16 protein-coding genes are annotated in these 20,259 nt (G+C 65.6%); 11 read left to right on the top strand and 5 right to left on the bottom strand.

The genetic code is table 11. The features are described 5' to 3' along the window. Positions 1-135 precede the first annotated feature (135 nt). The gene (locus LKD37_RS01900) at positions 136-2,295 is read right to left on the bottom strand and encodes a hypothetical protein (protein ID WP_302927690.1); all 2,160 of its coding nucleotides are present in this window, start codon (positions 2,293-2,295) and stop codon (positions 136-138) included. A 15-nt stretch (positions 2,296-2,310) separates the two neighbouring features. Continuing rightward, complete coding sequence (gene rlmB, locus LKD37_RS01905; RefSeq protein ID WP_302927691.1) at positions 2,311-3,087, bottom strand: 23S rRNA (guanosine(2251)-2'-O)-methyltransferase RlmB; 777 nt, start codon at positions 3,085-3,087, stop codon at positions 2,311-2,313. Between the two features lie 198 nt (positions 3,088-3,285). On the opposite strand from rlmB, the gene miaB reads away from it, so the two are divergent. The 11 genes from miaB to LKD37_RS01960 all read left to right on the top strand — a co-directional run bounded on the left by miaB (position 3,286) and on the right by LKD37_RS01960 (position 15,859). Continuing rightward, positions 3,286-4,731, top strand: a complete 1,446-nt coding sequence (gene miaB, locus LKD37_RS01910; RefSeq protein ID WP_302927692.1) for a tRNA (N6-isopentenyl adenosine(37)-C2)-methylthiotransferase MiaB — start codon at positions 3,286-3,288, stop codon at positions 4,729-4,731. 129 nt (positions 4,732-4,860) lie between these two features. Beyond that, a complete protein-coding gene (gene mutS / locus LKD37_RS01915) occupies positions 4,861-7,461 on the top strand; it encodes a DNA mismatch repair protein MutS (RefSeq protein ID WP_302927693.1) in 2,601 nt (866 codons plus the stop codon). Between the two features lie 17 nt (positions 7,462-7,478). Further along, on the top strand, positions 7,479-9,383 hold the full coding sequence (gene mutL / locus LKD37_RS01920) for a DNA mismatch repair endonuclease MutL (protein ID WP_302927694.1): 1,905 nt from the start codon (positions 7,479-7,481) through the stop codon (positions 9,381-9,383). 20 nt (positions 9,384-9,403) lie between these two features. Continuing rightward, positions 9,404-10,348, top strand: a complete 945-nt coding sequence (miaA, locus tag LKD37_RS01925) for a tRNA (adenosine(37)-N6)-dimethylallyltransferase MiaA (RefSeq protein WP_302927695.1) — start codon at positions 9,404-9,406, stop codon at positions 10,346-10,348. A gap of 46 nt (positions 10,349-10,394) precedes the next feature. Beyond that, complete coding sequence (hfq, locus tag LKD37_RS01930) at positions 10,395-10,628, top strand: RNA chaperone Hfq (RefSeq protein ID WP_302927696.1); 234 nt, start codon at positions 10,395-10,397, stop codon at positions 10,626-10,628. A 72-nt stretch (positions 10,629-10,700) separates the two neighbouring features. Next, a complete protein-coding gene (locus LKD37_RS01935) occupies positions 10,701-11,915 on the top strand; it encodes a biotin/lipoyl attachment domain-containing protein (protein ID WP_302927697.1) in 1,215 nt (404 codons plus the stop codon). 23 nt (positions 11,916-11,938) lie between these two features. After that, positions 11,939-12,634: a YggS family pyridoxal phosphate-dependent enzyme gene (locus LKD37_RS01940; protein WP_302927698.1), complete on the top strand. Its 696-nt coding sequence runs from the start codon at positions 11,939-11,941 to the stop codon at positions 12,632-12,634. An 18-nt stretch (positions 12,635-12,652) separates the two neighbouring features. Beyond that, entirely contained in the window at positions 12,653-13,087 is a 435-nt protein-coding gene (locus tag LKD37_RS01945; RefSeq protein WP_302927699.1) for a cell division protein SepF, read from the top strand. A 31-nt stretch (positions 13,088-13,118) separates the two neighbouring features. Then, positions 13,119-13,865, top strand: a complete 747-nt coding sequence (locus tag LKD37_RS01950) for a DivIVA domain-containing protein (RefSeq protein WP_302927700.1) — start codon at positions 13,119-13,121, stop codon at positions 13,863-13,865. Between the two features lie 60 nt (positions 13,866-13,925). Beyond that, on the top strand, positions 13,926-14,804 hold the full coding sequence (locus LKD37_RS01955; protein WP_302927701.1) for an HAD family hydrolase: 879 nt from the start codon (positions 13,926-13,928) through the stop codon (positions 14,802-14,804). A gap of 206 nt (positions 14,805-15,010) precedes the next feature. After that, positions 15,011-15,859 (top strand): DegV family protein, encoded by an 849-nt coding sequence (locus LKD37_RS01960; protein WP_302927702.1) that lies wholly within the window; start codon positions 15,011-15,013, stop codon positions 15,857-15,859. Positions 15,860-16,072: 213 nt separating this feature from the next. Here LKD37_RS01960 and LKD37_RS01965 read toward each other — a convergent pair whose 3' ends face one another. From LKD37_RS01965 to uvrC, 3 genes are all read right to left on the bottom strand, one after another. Continuing rightward, entirely contained in the window at positions 16,073-17,296 is a 1,224-nt protein-coding gene (locus tag LKD37_RS01965) for an aminopeptidase (protein ID WP_302927703.1), read from the bottom strand. A 100-nt stretch (positions 17,297-17,396) separates the two neighbouring features. Beyond that, positions 17,397-18,362: a pyruvate kinase gene (locus LKD37_RS01970; RefSeq protein ID WP_302927704.1), complete on the bottom strand. Its 966-nt coding sequence runs from the start codon at positions 18,360-18,362 to the stop codon at positions 17,397-17,399. Beyond that, the gene (gene uvrC / locus LKD37_RS01975; RefSeq protein WP_302927705.1) at positions 18,359-20,191 is read right to left on the bottom strand and encodes an excinuclease ABC subunit UvrC; all 1,833 of its coding nucleotides are present in this window, start codon (positions 20,189-20,191) and stop codon (positions 18,359-18,361) included. The genes LKD37_RS01970 and uvrC overlap by 4 nt, the downstream gene beginning before the upstream one ends. Between the last annotated feature and the right edge of the window lie 68 nt (positions 20,192-20,259).

Raw genomic sequence — 20,259 nt, forward strand, 5'->3', positions numbered from 1 at the left:
GCAAAAGCAAGGGGATCCGGTCCCCTGCCAGACAACGCAAAAACTTCCCCTGCCATAGGCAGGGGAAGTTTTTTGCTTATTAAAAAGGTCTCGCAGAGTTTGTCGCCCGCGGGTTTCGCGCATTTTGGACAAGTATTAGTAATACTTCACCAGCCCCGACAGCAGCAGGGTGGGGAGCAGCAGCAGAACCAGAAAGGCCAGCATGTACAGCGGCGACAGGGCGGCGAAATCGCCGGCGGTGGTCAGATAGTACGACAGCACCAGGCCGCACAGGCCGCCGATCCAACTGAGGATGGTGGACCAGCGCACCGCCTGACACATCCGCTGGCTGCCGATGACGGTTTCCGCCATAGGCAGCAGGCCGTCCCGATAGATCAGGGCGTTGGGGGTCTCCCCGGGCTGGGCGGTCAGGTCCGCCAGGGCCAGCCGGGTGGCCACCCCCGGGTAAATGGGTCGGGCGTTCAGGCGGAATTTCCGCTTCAGCAGATTGGGGGTGATGTTGACGCCCCGGGTGGCCAGCACCGGGGTCACCCGGTTCCGGCGCAGGGCCCGCAGGGCCCACTCCACGTTCCGGGAGGGCAGGTACTTCACCGCGAAGATGGCCGCCAGGCGGCCGTCCACCGTCATGAAAACACCGGTTTCCATTTTCAGGTCCCGGGGCAGGGCGATGCGGCGCTTTTTCATGAAATAGGCGCTGCCCATGGCCACCGTGGCCCCCCGGATGGTGCAGTCGATGCCGCCGTCCTCGTAATAGTGCAGGTCGTGGGCGTCGTATCGGAAGCTGACCTGGCCGTCCATCAGCTGCAGCAGCAGGGGCGTCAGCTGGCTTCCGGCGGCCCGGCACAGGGCCTCGGCATAGGCCAGGGCCTCGCCGATCTCCTGATCGTATACCTTCAGGCCGTTAAGCTCCACCGTACCCAGGGCGGCGGAGGGCTCGTTCTTCTCCTTGCCGCGCAGGGACAGGACCCCGACCGGGAACAGGTCCTCGTCCGTGACCACCACCCGGCGGGCGGCGGTAATGGCCCGGGCCCCCCTCCAGCCCGCCACGGCGCAGCCGCTTTTGTGCAGGCGGCGGCACAGCAGGGACAGGGGCAGCGTCCCGGACAGGGGCAGGGACAGGGGTACCGTGGCCGACAGCAGCGCCGACCACAGCCAGAGGAAGCGGTTCATCTGGTGCCCGCTGAGGGCTGCCACCAGGGCCAGCACCGTGGCCAGGGCCAGGTACAGCGGCGTCAGAATGGGCTGCCACCGGGCGGCGGGGTCCGGGGACTGCCACATGCGGTAAAAGCCCTCCAGACGCCCCTGCTGCTTGCAGGCTCCGGCGGCGGTGACGGAGGCCACATACGGCGGCGTGCCACCCAGCTGGGCCAGGCGGAAGCTGTCATACCGGGCCCGGGCGGCGCGATATTGGCCGCAGGCGCACAGATACAGCAACGCCGCCGCCGGGGCGGCAAAGGGCAGATTCGGGCATTGCCCCAGAAACAGGCACTGGGCGCTATCCGCCAGGGCTGCCAGGCCGCACACCAGCGCCGCCGCCGGGGCGGTGACGCGCCCATGGCCCAGGCTCTCCCCTGCCTCGTGCCACAGCCGGGTGCTCAGCAGCAGGCACAGGGCCAGCAGCCCCGCCGGTATGCCGCAGCGCAGCCAGACGTGGTCATACCACCCCTGGGACAGCAGATCCAGCCCGTCGATGACGGCCACGGCTATGGCCAGCAGGGTGGGCGCCGTCAGCAGCAGACGCTGCCGGTGCAGCCGGGCGCACTGCCACTTCTGCTCCCGGGCGGCGTCGTCCATGGTGGGCTCCGGCTCCGGCGGCTCCTCCGGGGTGTCGTCCGGGTTTTCCAGGTCCCGGGCGGGGATGCGGTCCCGGACCCACTGGGCGGCGGCGGACAGGCGCTCCCTCAAAGGCACCCGCTCCGGCAGGACGCCGTCCTCGTCGTCCTCCTCCGGAACGGCCCGGGGCTCGTCCGGGTCCTCCTGCCGCTGCCGGAAGCGGCGGCGCAGCCGGTCCAGGGGGTTGTCCCGGGGCGGTTCGTCGTCCGGGCGATACTCCGGCTCCGGAACCGGCTCCGGTTCCGGTTCGGGTTCTGGTTGTGGTTCTTGTTCCGGCTCTTGTTCCGGTTCGGGGGCCGGCTCCGGCTCGGGGACCGGTTCGGGTTCGGGGATGGGCTCCGGTTCCGGGGCAGGCTCCGGCTCCGGGTCCCTTCGGGACCCACCCGAGCCGAATTCGTCCAGAATGTCGTCTATGGTGAAGTCCATCTCCGGCGGCGTGGGCCGCATGTCTTCGTTACGCATGGTGATCCCTCGTTGTTATCCCCGGCGCTGGCGCACGGCCTCATACAGCAGGATGGCGGCGGCCGCCGACGCGTTCAGGGAGGAAATATGCCCCTTCATGGGGATGCTGACCAGGAAATCGCAGTTTTCCGCCACCAGGCGGCTCATGCCATCTCCCTCGGAGCCGATGACAATGGCCGCCGGGCCCTTGAGATCGGCGCTGTACAGGTCCGTGGAGGCTCCGGCGGCGGTGCCGAAGATCCAGACCCCCTGTTTTTTCAGGTCCTTCAGGACGGAGGTCAGGTTGGCCACCCGGGCCACCGGCAGATAGCTGACGGCCCCGGCGGAGGTTTTCCCCACGATGGCGGTGAGCCCGGCGGAGCGGCGCTTGGGGATGATGAGCCCGTGGGCCCCGGCGCACTCGGCGGTGCGGAGGATGGCCCCCAGGTTGTGGGGGTCGGATATCTCGTCGCACACCACCAGCAGAGGCGGCTCCCCCTTGGCGGCGGCGGCATCCAGGATGCTCTGGACGCTGACGTATTCCCGGACGGCGGCCAGGGCGATGACCCCCTGGTGGGAGTGGGTGCGGCTCATGGCGTCCAGCTTCCGCCGGTCCGCCTCCACCACCACCACACCGGCCTCCCGGGCCCGGGAGGCGATATGGCCCAGGGTCTTGTCCGTCTCGCCCTTGGCCAGGTAAATTTTGTCGATGGCCGTTCCGGCCCGCAGGGCCTCGATCACGGCGTTCCGGCCCTCGATGATGCCGTCGGCCTCCGCCTGGGGCATGGGCCGCCTGTTTTCGTTGTCTTTCATGGCGCGATATCCTCGTTTTCGACGATTTTTCTTCAGTATACCATATTCCATGGACAAGATAAAGCGCCCGGGACACAAATTTTTCGCCATTTTTCCCGGCGGGCTTTCTTGTATCAGGCCGGAAAATGTGGTATGATGAATTATTAAATTAGGGAAGTGCCGCCTTTTTCACGACACGGGGCGGCTGGGAGGTTTCCATTGGACAGAAAGCAAGTGCTTCTCGACGACGGGCAGATGGCCCGCCAGCGGGAATTTACCGAAAAAATCCACGCCATGCACCAGGCCCGGGGCCGGACGCCTCTGGCTCTGGTGGACACCTTCGGGTGCCAGCAGAACGTGGCCGACAGCCAGCATATCCTGGGGATGCTGCGGGACATGGGGTGCGAGTTCACCGACGATGCCGCCCGGGCGGACATTGTGGTGATGAACACCTGCGCCATCCGGGACCATGCGGAAAAGCGGGTATACGGCACCCTGGGCGCCCTGACCCACACGAAAAAGGCGAACCCGGAGCAGATCATCTGCCTGTGCGGCTGCATGGCCCAACGGCCGGAGGTGGCCCGGAAGGTCCGGGAGAGCTATCGCCATGTGGACCTGGTGTTCGGGCCCCAGGCCCTGTGGAAGTTCCCGGAGCTGCTGTACCGGGTGTATACCCGCCGGGGCCGGGTGTTCTCCGTGGAGAACGAGCACGGCTCCATTGCCGAGGGGATGCCCGTGGTCCGGGAGGGCCGGGTCCGGGCGTGGGTGTCCATCATGTACGGGTGCAACAACTTCTGCTCCTACTGCATCGTCCCCTATGTCCGGGGCCGGGAGCGCAGCCGCGCCCCGGAGAAGATCGTGGAGGAGGTCCGCCAGCTGGCGGCGGAGGGCTTCAAGGAGATCACCCTGCTGGGCCAGAACGTGAACTCCTACGGAAAGGACCTGCCGGAGCCCTGGGACTTTGCGGACCTGCTGCGGGAGCTGGACAAGATCGACGGCGACTACCTGATCCGCTTCATGTCGTCCCAGCCCAAGGACGCCAGCTTTAAGCTGTTCGACACCATGGCCCAAAGCCGCCATGTGGCCCACCAGCTGCACCTGCCGGTGCAGTCCGGCAGCGACCGGGTGCTGCGGGCCATGAACCGCCCCTATGACCGGGCGAAATACCTGGACCTGATCGGCTATGCCCGGAAGGTCATGCCGGACCTGGTGCTGACGTCGGACGTGATTATCGGCTTCCCCGGCGAGACGGAGGCCGAGGCCATGGAGACGGTGGACCTGGTGCGGCAGGTGGAATTCGACGCCCTGTTTACCTTCATCTTCTCCCCCCGGCCCGGTACCCCGGCGGCCAAAATGGACGATCCGGTGCCCCGGGCGGAGAAGCAGAAGTGGTTCGACATTCTGTGCAGCACCCAGAACGAGATTTCCGCCCGGCTCCACGCCGGGTATGTGGGCCGGACCCTGCGGGTGCTGGTGGACGGCGAAACCGACGACGCCCGGTGGCCCCTGTCCGCCCGGACGGCGGGGGGACGGCTGGTGCACCTGGTGGGGGACAAGTCCGCCCTGGGCCAGTATCGGGACGTGAAGATCACCGACAGCAACACCTGGGCCCTGTTCGGGGAGATGCTTCCTGCATCAAAAGAACGTTGTTCTTTTGATGCATAAGATACCACGGCCAACGCCGCGAAGCGGGCATATGCCCCATAGAACAATAAGTTTTGCACTTTTCAACAATGTTTTCCACCACCATTCGACAGATCAGCCGCCTATGCGGCAGAAAGCGCGGGTGAAACCATGGCAGAGCTGACCCCCATGATGAAGCAGTATCTGCAGATTAAGGAACAGAATCAGGACGCCATCCTGTTTTTCCGGCTGGGAGATTTTTACGAGATGTTCGGCGACGACGCCCGGAAGGCGTCCAAGGAGCTGGACCTGACCCTGACCACCCGGGATAAGGACAAGAACAAGAGCTTCGAGGAGAAGATCCCCATGTGCGGCATCCCCTATCACGCCTCGGACGCGTATATCGCCCGGCTCATCGCCAAGGGCTACAAGGTAGCCATCTGCGAGCAGACCGAGGACCCTGCCACGGCCAAGGGGCTGGTGGACCGGGACATCATCCGGGTGGTGACCCCCGGCACGGTCATTGACGCGGCCTGCCTGGAGGAGGGACGCTCCAACTTCTGCGCGGGGCTGTATCTGGACGACACCTGCGCGGGCTTCAGCGTGTGCGACATCTCCACTGGCAAGACCCACGTCACCGCCTTCCAGGGTCCGGACCGGGCGGAGCACCTGCTCAACGAGCTGGGGCGGTTTTCCCCGGCGGAGGCGGTGGTGAACCAGGCGGCCTACGACTGCGGGCCGCTGCTGAGTCTGATGCAGGATAAGCTCCACTGCCATGTGGAGCGGCTGCCTGCCGGGCGCTTTCAATTGCAGGAGGCGGAAAGGACCGTCCGCACCCAGTTCGGCGACGAGGCCGCCGCCCGGCTGCCCAAGGGGAATCCCGCGGCGGCGCTGTCGCTGGGAGCCCTGCTGGGCTATCTCCACGAGACGCAGAAAACCGACCTGCGCCATGTGGACGACCTGGACTATTATCAGCAGGGGCAGTTTATGGAGCTGGACCTGACGGCCCGGCGGAATCTGGAGCTGACGGAGACCCTGCGCAGCAAGGAGAAAAAGGGCAGCCTCCTGTGGGTGCTGGACAAGACCAAGACCCCCATGGGCGGGCGGATGCTCCGCAGCTGGCTGGAGCGGCCCCTGCTGTCCGTAACGGCCATCACCCGCCGCAGCGGCGCCGTGGGCCAGCTGGTGGACCACACCATGACCCGGGAGGAGCTGGCCCTGGCCCTGTCCGGCATCGGCGACATGGAGCGGCTGGTGGGCCGCATTGTATACGGCACCGCCGGGGGCCGGGACGTGGTATCCCTGAAAAACGCCATGGCGCGGCTTCCCCATGTAAAGGAGCTGCTGTCGGCCTTTGACCGGGGCCGCCTGGGGGAGCTGGCCCAGCTGGACCCCCTGGAGGACCTGACGGACCTCATCGGCCGCACCCTGTGCGACGATCCCCCCTTCTCCGTCCGGGAGGGGGAGTTCATCCGGGAGGGCTTCGACCCGGAGGTGGACCGCCTGCGGAGCATCCTCCATGGCGGCAAGGGCGTCATCGCCTCCATGGAGGCCGCCGAAAAGGAGAAAACCGGCATCCGCACCCTGAAGATCGGATACAACAAGGTATTCGGATACTACATCGAGGTGTCCAACTCCTTCAAGGACCAGGTGCCGGATACCTATATCCGCAAGCAGACCCTGGTCAACGGCGAGCGCTATATTACCCAGGAGCTGAAGGACCTGGAGCACGACATTCTGTCCGCCTCGGACCGGGTGTCGGCCCTGGAATATGAGCTGTTCACCCGCCTGCGGCAGGAGCTGAGCGGCCATGTGGCCCGGATCCAGGCCACCGCCGCCGCCGTGGCGGAGGCGGACTGCCTGTGCTCCCTGGCGGCGGTGGCAGTGAAGAACAACTACTGCTGCCCGGCGGTGGACGAGTCCGGGGTCATCGAAATCCACCAGGGACGCCACCCGGTGGTGGAGGCCATGCGGCCTGACGCCCTGTTTGTGCCCAACGACACCTATATGGGCCGCAGCGAGGACCGGGTGTCCATCATCACCGGCCCCAACATGGCGGGCAAGTCCACCTATATGCGCCAGGTGGCGCTGATGGTGCTCATGGCCCAGATCGGGTCCTTTGTCCCGGCCAAGGCCGCAAGGCTTGGCATCGTGGACCGGATCTTCACCCGCATCGGGGCCTCCGACGACCTGTCGGCGGGACAGTCCACCTTTATGGTGGAGATGACGGAGGTCAGCGACATTCTGCGCACCGCCACCGCCGACAGCCTGCTGATCCTGGACGAGATCGGCCGGGGCACCTCCACCTTCGACGGCATGAGCATCGCCCGGGCGGTGCTGGAATACTGCGCCGACCCCAAGCGCCTGGGGGCCAAGACCCTGTTTGCCACCCACTATCACGAGCTGACCGCCATGGAGGGGACCCTTCCCGGCGTGAAGAACTATAACATCGCCGTCCGCACCCGGGGGGAGGAGATCGTGTTCCTGCGGAAGATCGTCCCCGGCGGCGCGGACCGCAGCTACGGCATCGAGGTGGCCAAGCTGGCGGGCCTGCCGGAGGCGGTGGTGTCCCGGGCCAGAAAAATCCTCCGGCAGCTGGAGGAGGAGTCCGGCCACCCGGCGGCAGCCCCCGCTCCCCGGGAGGACCAGGTGTCCTTTGCCGCCGTGGCCGAGGGGGAGGTCATCGACCGGCTGCGCCGGGCCCAGGTGGACTCCCTGACGCCCCTGGAGGCCCTGCAGCTGCTGTATGAGCTGAAAAAGAAGCTGACGTAACACGAAAGGACAACTCTATGCCTGATATTCAATGCCTGCCCCGGCACGTGGCGGACCTGATCGCCGCCGGCGAGGTGGTGGAGCGGCCCGCCAGCGTGGCCAAGGAGCTGCTGGAAAACGCCCTGGACGCCGGGGCTACCGCCATCGTGGCGGAGGTGCAGCACGGGGGCCTCACCTATCTGCGGATGACGGACAACGGCTGCGGCATCGCGCCCCAGCAGCTGCCCACGGCGTTTCTGCGCCATGCCACCAGCAAGCTGCGCACCGCCGGGGACCTGGTTGCCATCGGCACCCTGGGCTTCCGGGGGGAGGCGCTGGCCGCTATTTCCGCCGTGTCCCGGGTGGATATTTTCACCCGCCAGACCGGGGCCCAGACCGGGGCCTCCCTGCATCTGGAGGGGGGCGTGCCGGGCCAGGTGGAGGAGATCGGGTGCCCGGAGGGCACCACCATCTGCGTGCGGGACCTGTTTTACAACACCCCCGCCCGGATGAAATTCATGAAAAAGGACAGCGCCGAGGGAGCCGCCGTGGCGGGCATCGTCCAGCACCTGGCCCTGAGCCATCCGGAGGTGTCCTTCAAGCTGCTGCGGGACGGGGCCGAGGTGCTCCACACCCCCGGCGACGGGCAGCTGCTGTCCGCCGTATACGCGGCCATGGGCCGGGACTTCGCCATGGGCCTGCAGGAGGTCCGGGGCTGCGGCGGCGACGTGCAGGTGTCGGGCTATGTGACCCGGCCCCTGAACGGCCACGGCACCCGGGGCCGCCAGCTGTTCTTCGTCAACGGCCGGTTCGTGAAAAGCCAGCTGCTGTCGGCGGCCCTGGAGGAGGCGTACCGCAACCGCCTGCTGAAGGGGAAGTTCCCCGGCTGCGTGCTGCATCTGACCCTGCCGGAGGACCGGGTGGACGTGAACGTGCACCCGGCCAAGACCGTGGTGAAATTCGTATCCGACAAAACCGCCTTTGACGCGGTGTACTATACCGTCATGGACGCCCTGAACCGGGCGGAACAGCCCGCCCGGCAGGAGGAAAAGCCCTTTTACCGGACCATGACCGCCCAGGAGTTCCGGCAGCAGCAGAAGCCCCAGCCGGAGAAGCCGCCGCTGGGCAGCTATACTGCCCGGCCCGCCGCCCCGGCCCGGCCGGTGCACCCGGCGGAACAGCCGGCCCTGGCGGTGCGGGACGTGGCCCCGGAGCCGGGGAAGGCCTTCACGGCCCCCACGGCCCGGCCCGGCGTCAGCTATCACATCACCCCGCCGTCCCCGGCCCCTGCGGCAGAGCCGCAGGAACCGGCGCCTGTGCGGGAGGAACCGCCTGTGCAGGAGACGGTATCCCTGCCGGAGCAGGTGACCCTGGAGCCGCCCAGGGAGGCCCCCTGGCGCATCGCCGGGGAGGTGCTGCGGACCTATATCATCTGCGAGGACGAGGAGGAGAACGTGTGGCTTATCGACAAGCACGCCGCCCATGAGCGGGTGCGGTTTGACGCGCTGAAGGCCGCCGCGGAGCCGGTGATGACCCAGACCCTGCTGGAGCCGTTGGCGGTGGAGCTGCCGCCGGAGGACTGCGCGGCGATGCTGGAGCAGCTGCCGCTGCTGGAGCGGTATGGCTTCCGGTGCGAGGATTTCGGCGGCGCGGTGCTGGTGCGGGAGGTACCCGGCGATATCGACGACCCCGCCGGGGCCCTGGAGGAGCTGGCGGAGGACCTGCGGCTGAACCGGGCGGACCCGGACGCGGCCCGGGACAGCCTGCTGTCCACCATGGCCTGCAAATCCGCCATCAAGGCCGGGATGCACACCGACCCCGCCGAGCTGCGGCGTCTGGTGGACCGGGTCCAGTCCGGGGAGATCCAGTATTGCCCCCATGGCCGCCCGGTGGCGGTGAAGCTCAGCAAATACCAGGTGGAAAAAATGTTCAAGCGGGCGTGACGCCCGGAAAGGAGCGGCCTATGGCCCCCAGGGTCCTGTGTGTGGTGGGTCCCACCGCCAGCGGAAAAACGAAAATGGCCGTGGCTCTGGCCCGGCGGCTGAACGGCGAGGTGGTGTCCGTGGACTCCATGCAGATCTACCGGGGCATGACCATCGGCACCGCCGCCCCCACGGCGGAGGAGATGGAGGGGGTCCCCCATCACATGATCGCCGTGGCGGACCCGGCGGAGCAGTGGTCTGCGGCCCGGTTCTGCCAGGCGGCGGACGCCTGCATCCAGGATATTCTCAGCCGGGGAAAGCTCCCGGTGCTGGCCGGAGGCACGGGCCTGTACCTGGACGCCCTGATCCGGGGAGACGACTTTGCCCCCGGCTGCCAGGGGGGGCAGACCCGCCTGCGGCTTCAGCAGGAGCTGCGGGAGCTGGGGCCCCGGGAGATGCTGCGGCGGCTGGAGGCCGTGGACCCGGAGACGGCGGCGCGGCTGCACCTGCGGGACGAAAAGCGCATCCTCCGGGCCCTGGAGGTATATGAGGAGACCGGGGAGCCCATGTCCCGGCGGGACAGGCGGGGCCGGGAAAAGCCGGACCGGTACCAGGCGGTGTATATCGGGCTGAGCTTCCGGGACCGGGCGGACCTGCGGGAGCGCATCGACCGCCGGGTGGACGAGATGGTCCGCCGGGGGCTTTTGCAGGAGGTGCAGGCGCTTCTGGCCGGGGGCCTTCCCCGGGACGCCACGGCCCTGCAGGCCATCGGATACAAGCAGTTCCTGGCGGTGGCCGACGGCACGGCCACGGCGGACCAGGCGGTGGAGGAGGTCAAGCTCCGCTCCCGCCAATATGCCAAGCGGCAGCTGACCTGGCTGCGGCGGAACCCGGCGATCCACTGGATCTACTGGGACAAGGAGCCGGATTTCCCGGCGGCTCTCCAGAATGCGACAGATTTTCTCACGGCCCATGGCTTAGGATAAGGGCAGGCGGACAGCCGTCCGCACAAAGAGAAAAGGAGCATTCGTTATGCAGAAAAACAACCTTCAGGACATCTTTTTGACCAAAGTCCGCAAGCAGAGCCTGCCCGTGACCGTGTTTCTGATGAACGGTTTCCAGATGCGGGGCAGCGTCACCGGCTTCGACAGCTTCACCGTGGTGCTGGACACCGACGGCAGGCAGCAGGTGATTTATAAGCACGCTATATCTACGATTGTCCCGCTACACCCGGTGGCCCTGTACGACCCGGAGGCGCAGACCTGACCGGCGGCGGGGCACGTGGGCCCCGCCCTACGAAATGAATGGATTCCCGGGAATCGCCAAAGGAGGTACGTTATGAAATCCACCCGCGTATTCAAAATTCTGTCCATTGCCCTGGCGGCGGCGGTGGTGTTCTATTTCCTGGTCCAGGGGGTGCGGTATCTGACGAACCCCTACGCCACCACCCGGGTGTATACCAGCACCACGGAGGATGCCGTGGAGGCCTCCGGCTGGCTGGTGCGGGAGGAGGAGACCTTCCGCACCGATGCCGGGACCCTGAGTCCCACCCGGGAGGAGGGGGAGAAGGTGGGCCAGGGCCAGGTCATCGCCGCCACCTATGACAGCCCCGGGGCCCTGGAGGCCGTGGCCCAGATCCAGGCCAAGCGGCTCCAGCTGGAGCAGCTGGAGTATGCCCTGTCCTCCTACCTGAACCCCGACGCCGCCCTGAAGCTGGACGGCTCCATCTCCGACGACATCATGGCCCTGCGGAAGAACCTCACTGACGGGGACTATACCGCCGCCTCCGGCGACCTGTCCCAGCTGAAGGCCGCCATCGTCAAGCGCAGCCGGGCCTATACCTCCAGCCAGGAGATCAAGGCCGAGATCACCGCCGTGCAGGACGAGATCGACTCTTTGCAGGCGGGACTCACCGGCGCGGCCAACATCACCGCCCCCCGGGCGGGGACCTACTCCGCCGTGTGCGACGGATACGAGTCCGTGCTGACCCCGGCGGGGCTGGATGACCTGACCCCCAGCGCCCTGGACAAGCTCACCGCCGGGGAGAATAACGCCAACGTGGGAAAGCTCATCTACGGCAACACCTGGTACTATGCCGCCGCCGTCACCCAGGAGGAGGCCCAGCGCATCGCCGGCTGCGGCAACGTGTCCCTGCGGCTGACCAAAGGCATCACCGATGACATCGCCGCCACGGTCCACTCCGTCGGCCCGGCGGAGGACGGCCGGTGCGTGGTGGTGCTGGCCTGCCGGGAGTATCTGGCGGAGACCACCCAGCTGCGGCACCAGACGGCCCAGATCGTGCTCCACAGCTACACCGGGCTGCGTCTGCCCTCCGTGTGCCTGCGGCAGCAGGAGGACGGGACCCTGGGGGTTTACTGCGCCCAGGGCAGCTTCTCCCGGTTCAAGCCGGTGGACATGGTGTACCAGGGAGATGACTATGTGCTGGTGTCGGTGCCCCAGAACACCGACGGACTGGACACCCTGCGTCCCGGGGACGAGGTCATCATGACCGGCGTCACCCTGGACGGCTCACAGATATTGACAGGAGATTAATACGGGAAAGGAAGGCTTTCACTATGTCTATTGCGGAGAACATTGCCGCCGTCCGGCAGCAGATGGACCAGGCGGCCCGGGAGACCGGCCGCACCGGCGCCGACATCATCCTGGTGGGCGCCAGCAAAATGAACGACGCTGCCGCCTGCCAGGAGGCCATTGCCGCCGGTATTGACGCCCTGGGGGAAAACCGGGTCCAGGAGATGACCGCCAAGCTGGCGGAAAACGCCTATGAGGGCCGTCCCCTGCACTTTATCGGCCATTTGCAGCGCAACAAGGTCCGCCAGGTGGTGGGCAAGGCCGATCTGATCCAGTCTGTGGGCAGCGCGGAGCTTTTGCAGGAGATCGAAAAGGCCGCCGGAAGACTGGAGCTCTGCCAGGATATCCTGCTGGAGGTGAACATCGGCGGCGAGGCCGCCAAAAGCGGCTTTTCCCCGGATCAGATCCACGCTGCGGCGGAGATGGCCCGGGCCCTGCCCCACGTGCAGGTGCGGGGACTGATGACCATCCCCCCGGTGGCGGCGGAGCCCCACGGAAATTTGGCATATTTCGAGAAAATGCGCTGGCTTTATGTTGACATCAATGCAAAAATATACGATAATAAGATGGAATATCTCTCAATGGGCATGAGCGGCGACTTCGCCGACGCCATCCGGTGCGGCAGCAACATGATCCGGGTGGGCACGGCGATCTTCGGCGCGCGGGACTATACGAAATAAAGAGCAGGAGGGACGCATATGAGCCTGAAGGACGAGTTCAGAAAGTTTATCCACCCCTATGACGAGGAGGATGAACCGGAGGAGTATCAGGAGGAGCGCCCGGAGCGTCCCCGCCGGGACGAGGAGCGCCGCAGCGACGACCGCCGCAGCAAGGTGGTGAACATCAACTCCGCCGGGCAGCTGAAGGTGGTGCTGATGAAGCCGGTGAAGTTTGACGAGGATGCCAACACCATTGCTGACCATCTGATGGAAAAGCGCACGGTGGTGATGAATATGGAGAACACCGACCCGGATATCGCCCGGCGTCTGCTGGACTTCGTGTCCGGCGTGGCCTACGCCACCAGCGGCAACGTCAAGCGCGTGGCGGCCAAGACCTATATCGTCACCCCCTATTCGGTGGACCTGATGGGGGACCTGATCGACGGACTGGAAAACAGCGGCCTGTATATGTGACGGACCGAGAGAGAATACGGAGGGATAGAGCATGTACACACCCCAGGAAGTTTCCGAAAAAACCTTTCCCAAGTCCACCGGCCTGACCAGCGGCTATAACATGACCGCCGTGGACGAGTTTCTGGACGGTCTGACGGAGGATTATACCGCCCTGTATAAGGACAACACCACCCTGAAGGCCAAGCTGAAGATGCTGGCGGAAAAGGTGGAGGAATACCGGGCCACCGAGGACGCCATGCGTTCCACCCTGCTGGCGGCCCAGAAGATGGCGGCCCAGATGGTGGCCGACGCCCAGGCGGAGAAGGAAAAAACCATCGCCGATGCCCAGGCCCAGGCGGAGCAGATCCTTGCCGACGCCCGGGGCGAGGCGGATGTCCAGGCCCGGCAGCTCCAGCAGGAGATCCGGGATTCCTGGGAGAAGCTGGCAACGGCCCAGAGCGAGACGGAGGACTTTATCCAGCGCAGCCGGGACCTGTGCGCCCAGCAGCTGGCGTTTCTGGATTCTCTGCCGGAGCGCAATGCCCCGGAGCAGGAGGACCAGGAGCCGGAGAACGAGGCGGTGACCCTGACCGCCCCGGAGGAGAACGCCGTGCCCGTGGCGGACGCGGAGCCTGTTCCCCAGGAGGAGGCCCCCCAGCCGGAGTCTGCCGCCGAACCGGAGCCGCAGCCGGAGTTTCAGGAGAAGAAAGAGGAGGAGTCCCCCTTCCCCCTGGATTTCAAGCTGAATCTGGAGGACCTGCAGTTTGGCCGCAACTACAACGGCGGCGACCGGCGGTGAATCATTCTGTCAAAAGCGGCCCGGCGGCCGCTTTTGCCTTATCTGCAAGGAGGTGGCAGTATGACGCCCATCGTGGCCCTGCTGTATGACTTTGACAAGACCCTGTGCACCACGGATATGGAGGACTACGCCTTTATCCCGGCCCTGGGCTATACCCCGGCGGAGTTTTGGAAAAAGGCCAACGATTTCGGCCGGGAGAACCGCATGGACGGCCTTCTGGCGTATATGTACACTATGATCGCCGAGTGCCGGGCCCAGAACATCCGGCTGGACCGGGAGTTTCTGGTGCGCTGCGGCCACAGCCTGGAGCTGTTCCCCGGGGTGGCGGAGTGGTTCGGCCGCATCAACGCCTTCGGCCGCAGTCAGGGGGTGCAGGTGGAGCACTATGTCATCTCCTCCGGCCTGCGGGAGATCATCGAGGGCAGCGGCATCGCCCGGGAGTTCCGGGAGATCTACGCCTGTGAGTTCTTCTATGACCGGGACGGGCTGGCCTCCTGGCCCAAGCTGGACGTGAACTTCACCAACAAGACCCAGTTCGTCTATCGCATCAACAAGGGCGTTCTGGACGTGTCCGACGACAAGAGCCTGAACGACTCCATGCCCGACGACAGCAAGCGGGTGCCCTTTACCAACATGATCTACATCGGCGACGGACTGTCCGACGTGCCGTGCATGAAGATGATGCGGGCCTATGGCGGCCAGGCCATCGCCGTGTATCAGCAGGAGAACCGCCAGGGGGTGGAGGACCTGCTGGCCAAGGGGCGGGTGGACTTCATCTTCCCTGCCGACTATCGGGAGGGGACGGCCCTGGACGCCACCGTGCGGAACATCATCCGCAAAATGGCCATTACTGACGCGCTGACGGAGGAAAACGCCGCCCAGCGCCGGAATATCGGCCAGGCGGGCCTGCCCTACCAGGCCAGTCTCTTTGAGGAATAAAATCACAAAAGTGCGGCAGTTCACGAGAACTGCCGCACTTTTTTCCGTGTAAACGGTAAGTTTTCCTTGCATCCCGGGGGCTTTTCCGATATAATATCATGCGCGGCAGTTTTGGAAGCGCCGCAAAAGGAAGAATTGGGGAAAACTCTTGCTCAAATCGCCGCCGGGCCCGGCCCGGGGCCTTAACGTAAGGAGAAAAGCAGCAAATGAAGGTAAAGATCACCTCGGACAGCACCTGCGACTTATCGCCGGAGCTGATCGAAAAGTACGACATTGCCATCACCCCCCTGTCGGTGCACTGCGGCGACAAGGTGGGCCGCGACGGCGTGGAGATCACGCCGGAAATCATCTATGACTATGTGGACGCCAGCGGGCAGCTGCCCCGGACCAGCGCCGTCAACGTGTTTGACTATGTCCGGGAGTTTCGCCACTGGCGCCAGCAGGGGTACAGCATCGTGCACTTCTGCATCAGCAGCGACTTTTCCAGCTCCTACCAGAACGCCTGCATCGCGGCGGCGGACATCGGCCAGGTGTATGTGGTGGATTCCCGGAACCTCTCCACCGGCCAGGGCCTGCTGGTGCTCCACGGGGCGGAGCTGGCCGCCGCCGGACAGACGGCGGAGGAGATCCAGAAGGCCTGCACGGACCTGGCTCCCCAGGTGGAGGCCAGCTTCGTCATCGACCGGCTGGACTATCTGTACAAGGGCGGCCGCTGTTCGGCCCTCAGCGCCTTCGGCGGAAACCTGCTGAAGCTGAAGCCCTGCATCGAAGTGAAGGACGGCAAAATGACCCCCGGCAAGAAGTATCGCGGCCCCATCGACAAGGTGATGCAGCAATATGCTGACGACCGGCTGCGGGGTCGGGACGACATCAACAAGCACCGGGTGTTCATCACCCACACCCGCTGCGCCCCGGAGGCGGTGGAGGCCGTGCGGCAGAAGATCCTGGAGCTGGCCCCGGACTTTGAGGAGATCATCGAAACCAACGCCGGTTCCACCGTGACCTCCCACTGCGGCCCCGGAACCCTGGGCGTGCTGTTCATCCGCACAAAATAGGTCTGCAATTCCCGGAGCACCGCTCCGGGAATTTTTTTTAAAATTTTTTGAAAAAACCGGTTGCAGATTCGCCGCTTTGGTGTTTCATGAGTATAGGGGGCGAAAAGCGCCCTATCTGCGGGATCACCTGTGCGGGGACCGACCCTCTCCTGTACGGTATCCATAGAAAAATACCGCCGGATTTTCCGGCGGTATTTTTTGCTCGTTTGCGTATCAGAAGGCCCAGGTGCCGTTCCGGAACAGGGGGACGGTTTTCCCATCTTCGCATACGCCGTCGATGGATAGGTCCGCCGAGCCGATCATGAAGTCCTCGTGGACCATGGAGTCGTTGACGCCCATGGCCCGGCACTCCTCCAGGGTCTTGCTCTGGAAGTCCCGGATGGTGTCGGCAAAGCCCATGCCCAGGGCCAGGTGGCAGCAGGCATTCTCGTCAAACAGCGTGTTATAGAACAGCAGGCCGGACTGGTTGATGGGGGAGTCGAAGGGCACCAGGGCGCACTCGCCCAGATAGCAGCTGCCCTGGTCCATGGTGATGAGCTTGGTCAGCAGGTCGTTGTTGACCTGGGCGTTCCACTCCACGGCCTTGCCTTCGTGGAAGCGGATCCAGAACTCGTCGATGAGCTGACCCTGATAGCTCAGGGGCTTGGTGGAATAGACGATGCCCTCGGCCTGGCCCTTCATGGGGGAGGTGAAGCACTCCTCGGTGGGGATGTTGGGGTTGAAGAAGATCCCCTGCAGGCTGGTTTCGCCGCCGCCGCAGAACTGCCCCTCCGGGATCAGCCCCACGGTCAGGTCCGTGCCGTTGGCGCTCTTATACTTCAGCTGCCGCAGGTGCAGGCTGTTGAGATACTGGCACCGGTCGTGAAGGTCCTGGTTGTGGGCGTCCCAGGCGGCCAAGGGGTCCTCATCCACCCGGCTGGTGGACAGAATGGCCTCCCACAGCTTCTCCATAGCCTGGCTGGTGCGCAGGCCCGGGAACAGCTTCTTGGCCCAGGCCGCGCCGGGCACGGCGGCGATGCACCACTGATACTTGTTCTCGATCTGGTCCCGGTATTTGCGGATGGTGGGATAGAGCCGCTGCTGGGACTTGGCCATCTTCTCCTGGTTGATGCCGTTGAGGCCGTCGGGGTCCTCCGACAGCAGATAGATGCGGCAGGGGATGGTGTCCACATAGTGCTGCCAGCGGGCCTCCTCATAGTTGTCCAGCTTGGACAGGGTGGTCATGGTGCGATAGCGGTAGTGCAGCTTCTGCAGGGGCTGATAGCTCCAGTCCACCACCACCTTCTTGGCCTTGCGCTTGTAGCACTCCTCCACCAGCATCTTCACAAACTCCGGCTGATCCAGGTCGGCGGCGATGAACACCTCCTGGCCGGGCTGCACGTTGACACCGGTCTGGGCGATGAGCTGGGCATATTTGCGTAAAACGGTCTTTTTCATGGCTGTGATTCCCCCTGTAGTACAAAATAATGGAAACATTATACCACCGGCGGACAATCTTGAAAAGAGGTTTTTGTGAAATTTGAAGAAAGCCGCCGCGTCACTCCGCCTGGCGGGCGATGTCCAGCAGCCAGCGGACCGCCTGAGCCGGATACCGGCCCCGGGCCGTTTCCCCGGTGAGCATCAGGGCCGACGCCCCGTCCAGCACGGCGTTGTACACGTCCAGCACCTCCGCCCGGGTGGGGGTGGGGTGCTCCGTCATGGTGTGCAGCAGCTGGGTCACCACCAGGAAGGGCTTCCCGGCCCGGCGGCACCGGGCGGCAATGTCCTTCTGGGCGGCGGGCAGGTGCAGAAGCCCCAGATTGCTGCCCAGGTCTCCCCGGGCCACGGTGACCACGTCGCAGGCGTCCATCCATTGGGGCAGACTCTGCCAGCCCCGCCGGTCCTCGACCTTGGCGAATATCGTGAGGTGCTCCAGACCCCGGCGGGCCAGGGCTGCCCGGACCTCCTCCAGCTCATGGCGGCTGCGGACAAAGGGCTGCATCACCGCCGTGACCCCCTGTCCGGCGGCGGCGTCCAGGTCCAGCAGGTCCTGGGCCGTCAGGGCCGGACGGCACAGCTCCACCCCGGGCAGGGTGATGCTTTTCCGGCTTTCCAGCACCCCGCCCCGGGTGACGGTGCAGGTGACGGCCCGGCCGCAGGTCTCCGCCCGCAGGGCCATCAGGCCGTCATCCAGCAAAATCTCCTGCCCCGGGGCCACGGCGGCCAGAATATCCGGCTCCACCGGCAGGCCCCCGGGGCCCAGGGTCACGGTCTCCCCCGCCGTCAGGGTCACGGGACGGGACAGGGGCCCCATCCGCAGCTCCGGCCCCCGCATATCGACGATCAGCTCCGCCGGACGGCCGGAGGCCTCCCGGGCCTGCTGCACCGCCTCCGTCCAGGGGCGGCAGGCCGCCAGGGTGGTGTGGGACAGGTTCAGGCGGAAGCCCGTCAGCCCCATGTCCAGCAGTTCCGTCAGCAGGTCCGCCCGGCAGCAGGCGGGGCCAAGGGTGGCGTAGGTTTTCACGACGTCTCCTCCTTGTGAAAGTGGTCGTATACCGCCCGGGCGGCGGCCTTGGGCAGCACCGCCTCCAGCTGCAGAAGCTCCGCCTGCTCAATGGCCCGGACGCTTTTGAAGTGCTTCAAAAGGGCCTTTTTCCGGACGTCTCCCACCCCGGGGATGCCGTCCAGCCGGGAGGTCAGGGCGGATTTCGTGTGCTTTTCGTGGTGATAGGTGATGGCGAAGCGGTGGACCTCCTCCTGCACCCGGCCCACTAAGGCGAACAGGGGCGGGCTCTGCTGGATGCCCAGCTCCTGGCCCTCCGCCGTTACCAGCGCCCGGGTCCGGTGGCGGTCATCTTTTACCATGCCCAGCACCGGCACGGTGAGGCCCAGCCTTTCCAGCACATGGCAGGCGGCCTCCGCCTGGAGCTGGCCGCCGTCCATCAGCAGCAGGTCCGGCAGGGGGGCAAAGTGCTCGTCCCCCTCCAGATACCGCCGGAACCGGCGCTCCAGCACCTCCTCCATGGCCCGCAGGTCGTCGGCGTGGTCCAGGGTCTTTACCTGGAACCGGCGATAGTCCCGCTTCAGGGGCCGTCCGTCCGCGAACACCACCATGGAGGCCACCATGTCCTGCCCGGCGGTGTGGGAAATGTCGTAGGATTCCAGCCGCCGGGGGGCCTCCGCCAGCCCGGCCAGGGTCCCCAGCTGCTCCAGGGTCTTGCTGGTGCGCTCGGCGTCGGAGGTGATGCGCTCCACCTCCTCCCGGGCGTTGCGGCGGGCCATGCGCAGCAGCTCCGCCCGCTCTCCCCGCTGGGGCACCCGCAGGATCACCCGGTGCCCGGCCCGGCCTGTCAGCAGGGCAGCGAAGGTGTCCATATCCTCCAGCTCGCAGGGCACCAGAATCTCTCGGGGCAGGGCCTGGCGGTCCAGGTAATACTGGCTCAGCACGGCGGAGAGAATGTCCGCCTCCTCCTGGTCGGCGGCGGCGGAGAACACCTCCACCTCCCGGCCCAGAAGATTGCCGTCCTCAATGTGCAGCACGGCGCTGCCGCAGCGGACCTGGCCCGGGTACACGCCCCACACGTCCGTGTCGGCGCAGACTCCGGCGATGACCTGCTGGGTCTTGCCCAGCACGGAGATGGCCCGGATGCGGTCCCGCAGGGCGGCGGCCTTCTCAAAGTTCAGCTCCTCCGCCGCCTGCTCCATCTCCTGCTGCAGCTCCGCCGTCAGCTGGCGGTAGTGGCCGCTGAAGATCCGCACCGCCTGGCGGATCCGGGCCTGATACTCCGCCTGGCCGGGGCCGTCCGGGCGGCAGAAGCCGTCGCAGCGGCCAATGTGGTGATTCAGGCAGGGCCGCTCCCTGCCGATGTCCCGGGGAAACTGGCGGGCACAGGTGGGTAGGTGCAGGGCCCCGCACACCGCCTCGATGGCCAGCCGGGTCTCCCGCCGGCCGCCGAAGGGGCCGAAATATTTCGCGCCGTCGTCAGCGGTCTTTCCCACCAGGGAGAAGCGGGGGTAGGCCGCGTCGGCGTCCAGCCGCACAAAGGGATAGCCCTTGTCGTCCTTCAGCAGGATGTTGTACCGGGGCATGTGGCGCTTGATGAGAGAGTTTTCCAGGATCAGGGCCTCGAACTCCGTGGAGACGAAGATGGTGTCGAAATGGTCCACCTGGGACACCATGGCCCGGGTCTTTTCGTTGTGGGAGGCGGTGTCCTGGAAATATTGGCTGACGCGGTTTTTCAGCTTTTTGGCCTTGCCCACATAGATCACCTTACCGGTTTTGTCCATCATCAGATAGACCCCCGGGGCCAGAGGCAGATCGTTGGCCTTCTGCCGCAGCTCATCCTTGGTCATGGCGTCCCTCCTTTCAGGGTTTTCCCCAGTATAGCACGTTTACCACCGGAAAGGAAGTTTACATTTTC

This window comes from Brotocaccenecus cirricatena, assembly GCF_020687045.1.
Lineage (GTDB): Bacteria > Bacillota > Clostridia > Oscillospirales > Oscillospiraceae > Vescimonas > Vescimonas cirricatena.